The sequence below is a fragment of the Cypionkella sp. PAMC25878 genome, from assembly GCF_058135695.1.
Genome location: NZ_CM176871.1, coordinates 3,229,186 through 3,243,235 on the forward strand (window position 1 = coordinate 3,229,186; position 14,050 = coordinate 3,243,235).

General features: G+C 60.4%; 11 protein-coding genes. 3 read left to right on the plus strand and 8 right to left on the minus strand.

Annotation, left to right across the window (positions count from 1 at the left end; translation table 11 throughout):
• Window positions 1-34 precede the first annotated feature (34 nt).
• Window positions 35-895: a glycosyltransferase family 2 protein gene (locus ACS5RD_RS15870; protein ID WP_489928204.1), complete on the plus strand. Its 861-nt coding sequence runs from the start codon at window positions 35-37 to the stop codon at window positions 893-895.
• A gap of 15 nt (window positions 896-910) precedes the next feature.
• On the opposite strand, the gene ACS5RD_RS15875 is transcribed toward ACS5RD_RS15870, so the two are convergent.
• The 6 genes from ACS5RD_RS15875 to ACS5RD_RS15900 form a co-directional block, all read right to left on the minus strand.
• A complete protein-coding gene (locus ACS5RD_RS15875) occupies window positions 911-1,741 on the minus strand; it encodes a class II glutamine amidotransferase (RefSeq protein ID WP_054006083.1) in 831 nt (276 codons plus the stop codon).
• Window positions 1,742-1,847: 106 nt separating this feature from the next.
• Complete coding sequence (locus ACS5RD_RS15880; protein ID WP_054006082.1) at window positions 1,848-2,141, minus strand: DUF1330 domain-containing protein; 294 nt, start codon at window positions 2,139-2,141, stop codon at window positions 1,848-1,850.
• A 1-nt stretch (window position 2,142) separates the two neighbouring features.
• Window positions 2,143-4,797: an alanine--tRNA ligase gene (gene alaS / locus ACS5RD_RS15885; RefSeq protein ID WP_489928205.1), complete on the minus strand. Its 2,655-nt coding sequence runs from the start codon at window positions 4,795-4,797 to the stop codon at window positions 2,143-2,145.
• Between the two features lie 135 nt (window positions 4,798-4,932).
• The gene (recA, locus tag ACS5RD_RS15890) at window positions 4,933-6,000 is read right to left on the minus strand and encodes a recombinase RecA (RefSeq protein WP_054006080.1); all 1,068 of its coding nucleotides are present in this window, start codon (window positions 5,998-6,000) and stop codon (window positions 4,933-4,935) included.
• A 211-nt stretch (window positions 6,001-6,211) separates the two neighbouring features.
• The gene (locus tag ACS5RD_RS15895; protein WP_489931392.1) at window positions 6,212-8,383 is read right to left on the minus strand and encodes a hybrid sensor histidine kinase/response regulator; all 2,172 of its coding nucleotides are present in this window, start codon (window positions 8,381-8,383) and stop codon (window positions 6,212-6,214) included.
• Between the two features lie 236 nt (window positions 8,384-8,619).
• On the minus strand, window positions 8,620-9,774 hold the full coding sequence (locus tag ACS5RD_RS15900; protein ID WP_489928206.1) for an RsmB/NOP family class I SAM-dependent RNA methyltransferase: 1,155 nt from the start codon (window positions 9,772-9,774) through the stop codon (window positions 8,620-8,622).
• A 124-nt stretch (window positions 9,775-9,898) separates the two neighbouring features.
• Here ACS5RD_RS15900 and ACS5RD_RS15905 point away from each other — a divergent pair, with 124 nt between their 5' ends.
• Window positions 9,899-10,507: an exopolysaccharide biosynthesis protein gene (locus tag ACS5RD_RS15905; protein ID WP_054006077.1), complete on the plus strand. Its 609-nt coding sequence runs from the start codon at window positions 9,899-9,901 to the stop codon at window positions 10,505-10,507.
• A 47-nt stretch (window positions 10,508-10,554) separates the two neighbouring features.
• Here ACS5RD_RS15905 and guaB read toward each other — a convergent pair whose 3' ends face one another.
• A complete protein-coding gene (guaB, locus tag ACS5RD_RS15910; RefSeq protein WP_489928207.1) occupies window positions 10,555-12,003 on the minus strand; it encodes an IMP dehydrogenase in 1,449 nt (482 codons plus the stop codon).
• A gap of 138 nt (window positions 12,004-12,141) precedes the next feature.
• Here guaB and ACS5RD_RS15915 point away from each other — a divergent pair, with 138 nt between their 5' ends.
• Complete coding sequence (locus ACS5RD_RS15915; protein WP_489928208.1) at window positions 12,142-12,837, plus strand: type 1 glutamine amidotransferase; 696 nt, start codon at window positions 12,142-12,144, stop codon at window positions 12,835-12,837.
• Between the two features lie 178 nt (window positions 12,838-13,015).
• Here ACS5RD_RS15915 and ACS5RD_RS15920 read toward each other — a convergent pair whose 3' ends face one another.
• A complete protein-coding gene (locus ACS5RD_RS15920) occupies window positions 13,016-14,020 on the minus strand; it encodes a TDT family transporter (RefSeq protein WP_489928209.1) in 1,005 nt (334 codons plus the stop codon).
• Window positions 14,021-14,050: the final 30 nt, after the last annotated feature.

The following is a 14,050-nucleotide window of genomic DNA, read 5'->3' on the forward strand; positions in this document are numbered from 1 at the left end:
CGTCACCTCACCCCAGATGTAGCATACTTGGATCATGTCGATTGGGAAATCACGCTTGCTTGCACGGCTGAAGAACTCGCTTCGCAGTTGGAACCGCAATCGGATTGAACGGTTGCGCAACAAACGTGAATCCCAAACCGCATATAGTTTCAACTTGGGTGTTCTCGGCATCATGAAGAATGAAGCGATGAACATCGACGAGTGGGTGCAGCATTATTTGTCGATGGGCGCCGGGAAAATCTTTCTAATCGACAACGGCAGCTCCGATGACACTGTCCGCAAAGCCAATGCTTGGGTCGCCAAAGGGGTGGTCGAGTTGGTGGAATACCCCGAACGCTATCGCCAACGTCAACATTATTGGGCCGCCTTCAACCAGTTGAACATCGCGCGCAAGTGCCAGTGGCTTGTCGTCGCGGATCTTGATGAATTTTGGTTCTGCCCCTCGGGCCAAACCCTTGCCGAACAGTTGAAGGGTTTTCGCGACATTGACGTGATCTATGGCAACTGGCGGATGTTCGGCAACAGCGGCCACGAAATGCATCCCGCCAGCGTGCGCCAAGGCTTCACCTTGCGGGAACCGCATCTATATTCTCATAGCTATCGCAAATATATTTGCCGCACTGCCATTGTGAAAACCCGCCGCAGTTTGGGCATTCATGTGGTGACGGGTGCGCGATCCGAGCGCACGGTGTCAGATAATGAGCGGTTTCATCTCAACCACTACCCGATCCAAAGTCTTGAGTATTTTCAAAAGGTCAAAATGACCCGTGGCGATGCCACCAAAAGCAGCAACGATTTGGTCCGGGATATGCAATATTTTCACCGCTATAATGCAGATTGCAGCCAGCAAGATCAACTCTTGGCAGATTTGGTGGCCAGCGGCAAAATAGACTAGGCCCCGCTTCAGCCGTTACTCTGCCGCCAGATGGGTTACAGCCGCGCGGGAAGCATAGTGCGGCACCAGTTTGCAGGGCATGAATGCATCCACTTTCACATCTGCGCCGTCAAAGGTGCAAAAGGTGTTCGATGCGATTTCGTTCCAACCGCCCTCCTCCGCCTCCAAGGGCTCCGAGACCACCGCCATGCCGCCGCGCGTCTCGGACCAGCGGTAATACAGCGACGGAGCTGCATCGTCCGTCGCATAGCGCACCGCATACAGCCGCTTGCCATCCGACAAAGCCGCAGTCATCCGCAGATGTGGCAGCGCGCCCTTCGCCTTGGCCACCGCGATAAACCGTGCCGAGGCCCGCTCTAAAGCGGCCCTCGGATCCGCGTCCATCCCTTCCGCCAAAGCCACCAAAAACAGCGCCTCGGAATCCGTCGCACCCTTGCGCGCCGCATAGAGATTGTCTGGAATCATCATATCGGCGTCACGGCGAAACTGCTCATAGCCGCCGACTTGCCCGTTGTGCATGAATGACCACACGCCATGTACAAACGGATGACAGTTGTTGCGGCTGGTCGCGGTGCCAGTCGAGGCCCGCACATGCGCCAAAAACAGCCCCGATTTCACCTGCGCCGTCAGACTGCGTAGGTTCGGATCACTCCACGCGGGCAGCACATCGCGGTACAGCCCCGGCTCGGGTCGATCACCATACCAAGCCACGCCAAACCCATCGGCATTGATGGTTGAGTGGCACTGCGTCGCGCCATGACTTTGATGGATCAACGAATGCCCCGGACGGCTGATGATCTCATCCAAAAAGATCGGTGCGCCCGCGTAAGCTGCCCAACGGCACATAATCCGCCCTCACATTCCCGGACCTGACTGGCCTCTTAAGGAAAACATACCACAAAATGCACCGACTGCAGCACATTTTTCCGTCAAATTTACGCGAGGCAAAACACTATTCGCCCAGCTCCTCCACCACCACCAGATCGCGATGCGAGGCACCCTTGGCATGAGACAGTGCGGCCTGATAGGCAGGCGAGTGATAGCACTCCACCGCCGCCTCAACGCTGGGAAAGCGAGCCACCACATTGCGCGCCCGGTCGTTGCCCTCAAGCTGAACATAACGCCCTGATCTGGCAAGGAAATTGCCACCGAAAGAGGCCAAAATCGGCCCCGCCAGCACGGCGTACTTGCCGTAAGCCTCGGCGTCGATCACCTCAACATGCGCAATCCAAAGTGCCGTCGCCATGTCACACCTCCAAAGCGGCATGCACCGCCGCAATCGCCGCATCGGCCAGCGCAATATCCGCGCCGCCGCCCTGCGCCATGTCCGGGCGACCACCGCCACCCTTACCACCCAAAGCCTCAACGGCCGCCTTTGCCAAAGTCACCGCAGAAATCCGGCCGGTCAGATCCGCCGTAACGCCCGCCGCCACCGCAGGTTTAGCCCCGGTATCGGCAATCAGCACAATTGCACCCGAGCCAATCTGCGCCTTCATCTCATCAATCAGCCCCGGCAAATCCTTGCCCGAAACCCCGGTAAGCACCTGAGCAATCAGCTTTACCCCGTTGATTTCCTTGATCTCTGGTCCACCAGATTTGCCACCCATCGCCAGCTCCCGCCGCAACTGCGCAACTTCATTGACCAAAGCCCGGCGTTCGTCCTGCAGGGCCTTCACCCGATCCAAAACATCGCCCGGATGGGTTTTCAAAGCCACCGCAACAGTCGCCAATCGTTTGTCTTGCTCAAGCAGATGGTCCAGCGCCGCTTGCCCCGTCAAAGCCTCAATCCGCCGCACCCCCGAGGACGAGGCTGAATCGCTCAGCAGCACAAACGCGCCGATATCCCCTGTCCGCCCGACATGGGTGCCGCCGCAAAGTTCCAGCGAATAGGTCCGCCCCTCGCTGCCCTTACCCGAACCGTCCAAGCTGCCCATCGAGACAACCCGAACCTCATCGCCGTATTTCTCACCAAACAACGCCTGCGCGCCCAGGGCCCGCGCGTCATCCGGCGTCATGATCCTTGTATCAACCACCGAGTTTTGTCGAATGAATTCATTGACCTCCGCCTCAACAGACGATTGCTCAACCTCCGACATCGCCGCCGAATGGCTGAAGTCAAATCGCAACCGATCCGCCGCATTCAAAGACCCACGCTGTGCGACATGATCGCCCAAAGCCCGCCGCAACGCCTCATGCAGCAAATGCGTCGCCGAGTGATTGGCCCGGATCGCCCCGCGCCGCCCATGCGACACCTCCAGCTTCGCTGGTTGGCCGCGCAAAATCGTGCCCTCCAGCACGGTGGCGATGTGCATGAACACTCCCGCCGATTTCCGCGTGTCGGTCACTTCCGCAAGGCCCGTCTGGGTGCGGATCAGCCCAGTATCGCCGACCTGCCCGCCACTTTCGGCATAAAACGGCGTCTGATTCACCACGATCTGCACCGAAGTCCCAACCTCAGCCGCCCCAATCAGCGCGCCGTCGCGCACCAACGCATCAATCTGGCCCTCCGCGGTTTCGGTATCATAGCCGAGGAATTCCGTCACGCCATGCGCTTCAGCAATCTCAAACCAGATCTTCGCATCCGCTGTGCCGCCCGCGCCCGACCAAGCCGCCCGCGCTTTGGTTTTCTGCTCCTGCATTGCGGCATCAAAACCAGCCACATCCACCGCACGCGCCTGTTCGCGCAGCACATCTTGTGTCAGATCCAGCGGGAAGCCATAGGTGTCGTAGAGCTTGAAGGCCACGCCGCCTGGTAAATCGCCACCTTCCGGCAGGCGGTCCAATTCGTCATTCAGCAGCCGCAAGCCCCGATCCAGTGTGGTTTTGAACCGGGTTTCCTCCAGCAACTGGGTTTCTTCGATCAGGCTTTGCGCCCGTGCCAGCTCGGGATAAGCCGCGCCCATCTGTTGCGCCAGCGCCGGCACCAGACGGTGCATCACCGGATCTTGCGCGCCCAACATATGTAAGTGCCGCATCGCCCGCCGCATGATCCGCCGCAACACATAGCCGCGCCCCTCATTGCTGGGCATCACGCCATCGGCAATCAGGAACGATGTCGAGCGCAAATGGTCGGCGATCACCCGATGGCTGGTTTTGCCCGGACCATCTGGGTCGGAATTGGTTGCATGCGCCGAAGCCTCGATCAGACTGCGCATCAAATCCGTGTCATAATTGTCGTGCTTGCCCTGCAACAGCGCCCCGATCCGCTCCAGCCCCATGCCGGTGTCGATCGACTGCATATCTAAGGGGCGCATCGTGCCATCGGCGAACTGTTCGTTCTGCATGAACACATTGTTCCAGATCTCAATGAAGCGGTCGCCATCTTCTTCGGCCGAGCCCGGAGGGCCGCCCCAGATATGATCGCCATGGTCATAGAAAATCTCGGTGCAGGGTCCGCACGGCCCGGTCGGCCCCATCCGCCAGAAATTGTCATCGGTCGGAATGCGGATGATCTTGTCATCAGAAAGGCCTGCGACCTTTTTCCAGATCGACGCCGCCTCATCATCGGTATGATACACCGTGACCAGCAGCTTGTCTTTGTTCAGCCCAAAGTCTTTCGTCAGCAATTCCCATGCAAAAGCAATGGCTTGATCTTTGAAATAATCGCCAAAGCTGAAATTTCCCAGCATCTCAAAGAACGTATGGTGCCGCGCGGTGTAACCAACGTTGTCGAGGTCATTATGCTTGCCGCCCGCGCGCACGCATTTCTGCGCCGTGGTCGCACGTTTGTAATCCCGCGTCTCAACCCCGGTGAAGCAATTCTTGAACTGCACCATACCGGAATTGGCGAACATCAGCGTCGGATCGTTGCGCGGCACCAAGGGCGAGCTGTCCACCCGTTTGTGGCCGTTGCGCACGAAGAAATCGAGATAGGTTGAGCGGATGTCATTCAACGAAGCCATAGGCTTGGGCCTCCAAAAAGCGAGAAAAGCTGGTCCCGCCCCGTTTATCCGCCCCTGCGCGGGCTGTCCACTAGGGATGCAAAAAGGCCGGAAACTTGCTGTTTCCGGCCACATTTTCAACTGCTTGGTCAAAGATCAGTCGTCGAGAACCGGGCCCGCATCTGGGCTGACCGAGAAATCCAAGCCATTGGCGGCGCGGATCCTGTCTTCAATGTCCAGCGCCATCGCCGGGTTTTGTTTCAGGAACGCCTTGGCATTTTCCCGCCCCTGCCCGATCCGCTCATCTTTATAGGAATACCAGCTACCGGATTTCTCAACCACACCAGCTTTCACGCCGATATCGACCAGCTCACCAACTTTGGAAATCCCCTCGCCATACATGATGTCGAATTCAACTTCCTTGAACGGTGGGGATACTTTGTTCTTCACCACTTTCACCCGAGTCGCGTTGCCGACAACCTCGTCGCGGTCCTTGATCGCGCCGGTGCGGCGGATATCCAGACGCACAGAAGCGTAGAACTTCAGCGCATTGCCGCCGGTGGTGGTTTCGGGTGAGCCGAACATCACGCCGATTTTCATCCGAATCTGGTTGATGAAAATCACCATGCAGTTCGATTTGCCGATGCTGCCAGTCAGCTTGCGCATCGCCTGAGACATCAGACGCGCTTGGCTGCCCATCTGCATATCGCCCATATCGCCTTCAATCTCGGATTTCGGCACCAGTGCCGCCACCGAATCGACCACGATCAGACTGACAGCGCCAGAACGCACCAGCGTATCGACAATCTCCAGTGCCTGCTCACCCGTATCGGGTTGGCTGATCAACAGCTCATCGAGATTGACGCCGAGTTTCTTGGCATATTGCGGGTCCAGCGCGTGCTCGGCATCGACAAAAGCGCAAACCCCGCCCTTTTTCTGCGATTCCGCCACCACATGCAGCGAGAGCGTGGTTTTGCCCGAGCTTTCCGGGCCGTAAATCTCAATAATCCGGCCCTGCGGCAAACCACCAATGCCCAAAGCGATGTCCAGCCCCAGCGATCCGGTCGAGGTCGCCTCGATCTCCATCACCGGATTGTTCTGGCCGAGCTTCATGATCGAGCCCTTGCCGAACTGCCGTTCAATCTGTGCCAGAGCGCTTTCCAGCGCCTTTGCCTTGTCCATATCGCGCTTCCCGTTCAACTCGATCAGATTTGCCGCTGCCATTGCTTTGCCCTTATCCCATGGTTGTCTTCAGGCGGCAATCGCCCAAGATGTTCTGTGTTTGTTTACCCTGTATGGGGGTAAAGCGGGAACATTTCAATCGAATTGTCGCTAGCCCAGCTTTTCGCAACATGATTAAGGATTGGTTACCAGCGAACGGAGGCAGAACATTTTTTTGAGCCCGCAATAATCCCGGCAAAAGAATCGCCCCGGCTCAATGCAACTGCCCCTGTACCGTCGCGGTCAGATCGCTGAGCGAAAACGGCTTTGGCAGGAAGGTCGAATTCGGAATCCGCGCCTGGCCCTCCGACAAAGCCTCTTCAGCATAGCCCGAGACGAAAATCACCTTCACATTCGGCCGGGCTTTCAATGCCTCGCGCACCCAACTCGGGCCATCCATACCCGGCATCACCACATCGGTGACGAAAATATCAACCTCCAAGGCAGGGTCTTCCAATTGTTTCAGCGCATCCTCGGCATTTTCGGCCTCTAGCACCGTATAGCCGCGCATCCGCAGTGCCCGGCTGGCAAAGGCGCGCACCGGGGCTTCATCCTCGACCAGCAGCACCACGCCCTCGCCCTGCCGCAGCACGACTTTTTTCGGCAGCGTGGCCAGAACCTCACCCGGTGCAGCACCTGCGAAGATCGGGAAATACAGCTGAAACACCGAGCCTTCGCCTTCGGTCGAATCGACGAAAATAAAGCCGCCCGATTGTTTGACGATGCCGTAAGCCGTCGACAGACCCAGACCCGTGCCCTCGCCCACCCGCTTGGTGGTGAAAAACGGCTCAAAAATCTTCTGCAACCGTTCAGGCGGCATCCCCACCCCAGAATCGCTGACCCGGATCAAGGCATATTCCCCCGCAGGCACAATCGCCCGATCGCGCCGCATCTCGTCGCGCAGGGTCAGCGCCTCGGTCTCAATCCGAATGGTGCCACCCTCGGGCATCGCATCGCGGGCATTGACCACCAGGTTCATGATCACCTGTTCCAACTGCCGCTTATCGGCCCGGATCGCCCCCAAATCCGGCGCATGTGCCAGCCGCAAGCGCACCCGTTCGCCGACCAGACGGTTGAGCAGATGCGCCAAATCCGACAGCACATCCTGCAGCTCAATCCGCTCAGGTTTCAGGGTTTGTTTGCGCGAAAACGCCAGCAACTGCCCGACCAAAGCCGCCGCACGATTGGCATTCTGATGGATCTGGATCAGGTCGGCATAGGCGGGATCGGTGCTGTTATGGCGCAACAACAGCAGATCGCAATGCCCAGAAATAGCGGTCAGCAAATTGTTGAAATCATGCGCAACCCCACCTGCAAGCTGGCCAATCGCCTGCATTTTCTGGCTTTGCACGAACTGCGCCTCGAGGGTTTTCAACTCCGTCGCGTCCTGCAATACCGCCAGCACGCCGGGGCGCCCCAAATCGACGATGCGGCGCAGGGTCACCTGCAAGAACACCTCCCCCCCCAGACGCCGCGCGCACAACACCTCGGCCCCGCCGGGGATCCGCTCATTCACCACATCTGACAGCCAATCCGAGACCGGGCGGCCCAGCCCTTCGAACAGATCGTGCAGCATCTCGGGCGCATCATCCAGATGCAGCAGGTCGCGCGCCGCTTTGTTGGCCTGCCGCAACGCGCCATTCACCTCAAATTTCAGCAGCGCCACCGGCACATGCTCAAAATCCGCCGACATGCTGGCGTCATTCGGATGCCGCGCCACCGGCAACAAGTATATCTCGCGCCGCTCGCCCAAGCCCTCAACCTCAGCCAGAATCGCCCGCACCGGGCCGGTGGCAGCCGAAACCTCAACCTCTTCCCCCGAATGTAAGGTGGCCGCGGTGAACACCCGGTCCAGCCGTTTCGGCCGCCCACCCAAAAGCCTGCGCATCGCGTCATTGGTAAACAGCACCACGCCCGCCTTGTTGGCCGTCAACATGGGCAGGCTCAGGGTTTCTGCGCCACGCGCCGCCGTCGCGCGATCCTGAAATTCTTCCAGCCGCCACAAATAGCGCGCCTCGGTCAGCCGATGCACCGACAGCCGCAGATGACCGCGCCGTGTCGCCACATCTTCGCGCGCCGAGCCAGAGTGACTGGCGCGGGTTTGCAGCCGATACAGCACCGCCGAGGGGGCGGCAAAATGGTCTTTCAGCACCGAAATCAAGCTGCCGCCCGTCACAGCCCCAAATCGCGCGCCGGTGGCCGCGTTTTGGTAGCCGATTTGACCATGGGCATCGCTGGTAAAACAGGGGGTTGCATCCAAGCCCACCAGCGCAATCAACCGCGCCTCAAGCTGGCTTTGCGCCCGTTCCGCCCACCAGCCAGAGCTTTGTTGCAACATCGCCAGTGCGGCAAAGGTCAGGCCCGCCGCCAGAAACATCAGCTGCATCACCAGTTGCGCCGACAACAGAATGCCCACCGCACAGCCACTGGCCGCAGCGATCAGCACCCAGAGGCCAAAATGCTGCTGTCTTGGGGCAAACACCTTGGCCAAGCTTATCGTTGAACTGGCCACTCTGCCCTCCGATCCGGAATTCGTTTCGCCCCATTTGGCGGGTAAAGTGTTAAGAGGGGCTTAACCGCCTCACATATAAAGCGAAAATCCCGCTTAAGTTGTGTACAAATTCAAGCTGCACGCGTCAACAGCGCCACGAAAAACCCGTCCGCGCCCTGCAGCGGAGAAAAACGCCGCTGCAAGGGGTTACTCCAACCGGGATGGCGGGCGAGGAACGCCGCAATTTGATCCTCATTTTCGGCCTTCAGCATCGAACAGGTCGCATAGGCCAGCGTTCCTTTGGAGGCCAAAAGCCCGGCCACATCGTCTAAAATCTGCGCTTGGATCTGGCACAGCGCTGCCAGCCGCGCCTCGGTCAGCGCCCATTTGCCCTGCGGATCACGCCGCCAACTGCCCGAGCCCGAGCAGGGTACATCCGTCAGGATCACATCGTAATCCGTTCCAATCGCTTGGGTTTCCGCCACCGTGATCTTAACCCCAGCCCGCGCCGCCCGCGCTGGAATATCCCGCATCCGGCGCGGATCGACATCATGCGCCACCAGCTTGACCTGCGCCTGCGCCGCCATCGCCAAAGCCTTGCCGCCGCCACCGCTGCAATAATCCAGCACGCGCTGACCACCCGCCAAGGGCAAGGCTTCAATCACCGCTTGGCTGGCGGCATCCTGCAATTCCACCAAGCCGGAGAGATAGGCCTGAGAATTCTGTATTTTTCGTGCGTTCTCTGTAACTTCTAAGGCAGTCTTCGCAAGTTGGTTTAACGCGCACACAATACCTTCCGCCGCCAAAGCCGCTATGGCAACCGCAACCGTGCCCTTCGCCAAATTCACCCGCAAAAACACTGGAGCCCGCCGCCGCAGCGCCTGCATCACGGCGGCAAAATCATCGCCCAATGCCGATTGCAGCGGCCCCGCCAGCCACTCTGGGCAATCCAAGGCCACATTGCCCGCGGGCGTAAAGCCTGCATCGGCATCGCTTAAAGCTCCGGGCGCATGGCCCTCCCCGGTAAACCACTCCGCCGGGTCCAAGCCGCGATCCCGCAGCCCGCCGAGAACCAGCCCGCGCCCCGTTAAAGCCCCGCCCAACGCCGCATAAGACCGCTTGCAACGCAACGCATCAAACACCAGATCGCGCACAGCCGCCCGGTCGCCGGAGCCTGCAAAGCGACTGCCACGGCCCCAGTTGGTCAAGGCCTGCTCGGCTGGCGCCCCCGCCAAAATCCGGTCCAGCACGTCAATCGCGGCAGAAAGCCTAGCTTGCGGTGTCATATGCTGCCCCTTTTGCCCCGACCCGCTATTCCCTACAGCGCGCGCGGAAATCCCGCAACCAAGCCCCGGCGCTCTGGCAATTTTCCCCCTCACGCCCCATCTTCAGCCAGAGCTAAGAGGTGACATGACAGCCCCCATCCCACTTTCCCAACAACTGCTGCGCCTTGTCGAAACGGGCGACAGCGAGCGTGTCAGCCTCGGCGATTTGGTGAACGGCATCAAAACCCACGCCCGCGCCACCCTGCTGATCTTGTTCGCGCTGCCGAACCTGTTGCCCGGCCTGCCCGGCACTTCGGCAGTGACCGGCCTGCCCTTGGTTTACCTCACCTTGCAAATGATGCTCGGTCGCCCGGCTTGGCTGCCCGGTTTCATCGCCAACCGCTCGCTGTTGCGCGCCAACCTCTTGGCGCTGCTGACCCGCGCAGCACCCTATCTCGCCCGCGTCGAGCGCATCCTGCACCCGCGCCTGCCCGCCTTAAGCAGCGAGAACGCCCAGCGGATCATCGGCGCCATCGGCATGCTCCTGAGCCTGCTGGTGATGTTGCCGATCCCCTTGGGCAACTTCCTGCCCGCCTTGGCGATCCTGATCGCCGCCCTGGGACTACTGGGCAATGACGGCGCTTTCATCATTGCCGCCGCCGTCATCGCGGTAAGCGCCGTGATCGTCTTGGTCGGCGTCTATTGGGCAGTGATCACCGCCGTGATCTATATGGCGTTCCGCACCAGAGCCTGAATGCAAAATGGCCCCACGCGGGGGCCATTCCATCCGATCTGATCGCCTCACCCGACCCGATAATTCGGGCTTTCGCGGGTGATCTGCACATCATGCACATGGCTTTCCTTCAGCCCCGCCCCAGTGATCCGTACAAACGTACAGTTCGCCCGCATCTCGGCCACCGTCGCACAGCCGGTATAGCCCATCGCCGCGCGCAAGCCCCCGACCATCTGATGAATGACCTGCGCCGCCGTGCCCTTATACGGCACCTGACCCTCGATGCCTTCCGGCACCAACTTGTCGCTCGCCGCATCCTTCTGGAAATACCGATCCGCCGAACCGCGCGCCATCGCCCCCAAAGACCCCATGCCACGGTAAGATTTATACGACCGCCCGTTGAACAAGATCAGCTCACCCGGAGACTCGTCCGTCCCCGCAATCGCCGAGCCAACCATCGCGCAAGACGCCCCCGCTGCAATCGCCTTGGCGAAATCGCCCGAGAACTTAATCCCACCATCGGCGATAATCGGCACATTCCCAGCAGCCCCCGCCGCATCCATGATCGCCGTCAACTGCGGCACACCGACGCCCGCAACAATCCGCGTCGTACAGATGCTTCCGGGACCAATCCCGACCTTCACCGCATCGGCGCCAGCCCCGATCAGCGCCCGCGTAGCCTCCGCAGTCGCCACGTTCCCGGCCACCACCTGCACCTTGTTCGAGGCCTTCTTGATCCGCTCGACCGCAATCGCGACGCCTGCCGAGTGGCCATGCGCGGTATCAATCACCACCATATCGACGCCCGCTTCAATCAAAGCCATCGAGCGTTCAAACCCGGCATCCCCAACGGTCGAGGCCGCAGCCACCCGCAGCCGCCCCAACTCGTCCTTGCAGGCCTGAGGGTTCAGAACGCTTTTCTCGGTGTCCTTCAGCGTCAACAACCCGGTCAATTTGCCCGCGCCGTCGGTCACCAGCAGCTTCTCAATCCGCCGCGCCTTCATCAGCGAAATCGCCTCATCGCGGTCAATCGGTTCGCGCAGCAGCGCCAGATTTTCAAACGACATCATCGCATGCACCGGGGTCTTGTCATCCGACGCAAACCGCATATCGCGGTTGGTCACGATGCCCAGCACCCGGCCTTCCTTATCCACCACCGGAAAGCCAGTGATCTGATAGCGCTCCATCAGCAGCTTGGCATCGCCCAAAGTCTGATCCGGCGTCAGCGTGATCGGTTGATACACCACACCGCTTTCAAACCGCTTAACGCGAGATACTTCCCTAGCCTGCGCCTCAATATCCAGATTGCGGTGAATAACCCCAATGCCGCCCGCCTGCGCCATCGCAATCGCCATCCGGCCTTCGGTCACCGTGTCCATCGCGGACGACAGCAGCGGAATGTTCATCCGAATGCTTTGGGTGACAAAGGTGGACGTATCCGCCTCCGATGGCAGTACCGAGCTTGCCTGCGGCACCAGCAAAACGTCATCAAATGTGAGCGCCTCGCGAATCTCCATGTTCACCTCCAACGGGGTCTAAGGGGAGTGTTCGTTTGACGCCTCCCACTTTCACGGGTGACGCGGAATGGCAAGGCCGAAACGGCGCTTGCACACAAAATCCCAACATGCAGACTGCGCCAAAACCCCGGAGCCTTCATGCGCGTCGCCATCATCGAAAACACCGCCGTCACCCATCACGGCCAAGTCGGCGTCGCGCTGCACGAGGCCGCCGCCACCATCGACCTGTATAAGCCTTGGCTGGACGGCAAACTGCCCGCGCCCTCGAGCTTCGACGCGCTGATTTCCTTTGGGGGCGAGCAGACCGCTTTATCCGATCACAGCCACCCCTACCTGCCCGAACTCGCCGCTTTGCTCTATGATACCGCGCTGTCGGGCAAAGCCACCCTCGGCATCTGTCTGGGCGCGCAGGCGATGGCGCGTGGGGCTGGGGCTGAAAACATCATCGGCAGCAATCCCGAATTCGGCTGGTGCCAGATCGAACTCACCGATCAAGGCCGCTCCGATCCGGTCTTGGGGCTGTTACCGCAGCAATTTCCGATCTTTGAATGGCACTCCGACCATTTCACCCTACCGCCCGAGGCGGTGCATCTGGCGACCAATCCAAGCGCCCAAGTGCAAAGCTACCGCATCGGTCGCGCAGGCTACGCCACCCAGTTCCACTTCGAGGCCAGCCGCGCCGTCGTCGCCGATTGGATGCGCCGCTTTCCCGACGTGATTGAGCAGCAAAGCCCCGGCTTCACCGCCACCCTCGTCACCGCAGCCGAGCGCCACGGCCTTGCCGCCGACGCCCACGGCCTTGCCATTGCGCGGGCATGGGTGGCGCTGATTTAGCCTTGAACCGAAGGAAAACGCTCCAGTGGAGCGCTTTCCGGTTCGTTGCTCAAAAGGCTGAAGGCCGTTGAGCAAGGGGCGTTGTGCAGCAAACTGTCGCTATGGAGATCGGGGCGCGCCTGACTGGACTGGCGCGAACTCGCGCCTGCCAAGAAGCAGGCAGGCGCTGCCCCCAACCTCACGCCTCCGCCGCGTTGGTCTTGGCCGCCAATTTTCCCGTCAGCCACATCGCAAGCACCTTCCAGGCAATGCCTACAACTACCACCGCGGCAGCCGCCAGCAGCCCCAGCCCGATCTGCTCAACCTGACCGCCCAACCCGATCAGCGCCGCCGCAAAGCTGACCAACGGAAAGGTAAAGCTGCCCCACAAAGCCGAAAACCCCGCCGCCGTCACCCAGCGCAACCCCAGCAGCAGGGCCAAAAAGATCACAGCACCAAAACCTGCAAAACTCTGCGCCAGCACATCCTGCCCCAAGCCGGTCGCCACCAGCGCAAACAAAGCCGCAGGTGCCAGATGGATCGCCAGCAAAGGCCGCAACGGCGCAGGTGATATCCGCCCGATCAGTTGCGCCAGCGAAGCCCCCCAGATCAGCCCCGCAATCGGCATCGCGCCCCACAACAAAGCTTGCGCCAACTCCATCCGCCCCAAAGCCAGCGCCGGAATCGCCGCGACAATCCCGCCAACAAAACTCAGATGCCACACCGGAGTAACAACCCGCTGTTCTTTCGGCGCCTGCAAAAGTCCCCAGATCACCAGCCCCGCCAACACGCCATGCACCAAAAGCGCACCCACCATCAGCCCATAGGCAATACCCGGCACATAGGGCACCAGCACCGAAGCCGCCAGCATCGCGCTCATGCTGCACGCAGCCATCCCCGCCCGCCCCGGCAATACCCGCAAATCCTCCAGCAACACCGCAGGCCGCCGCGCGATCTTGGACAACAGGGCGACAGTGGCAAAGCCCCAAAACGCCAGCACCGCCCCCAAGGCCGCCTCAACCAGCCCCCCCGGCAGCCCCAAAACCACTGCCGCCTTGCGCAAAGCCAGCCCAAGGCCGAGCAGGCCCAACACCACAGAAAACACCGCAGGCGGCGTCTTGGCGAACAACTTCGGTTTCCGAGGCGGAAACTCCGGCGGCGGATAGGCCTTCGGGCGGCGCTGCACGGTCGGACTTCGGGTCATGGCAATCTCCTTGCCCCCTTGTCCCACCGC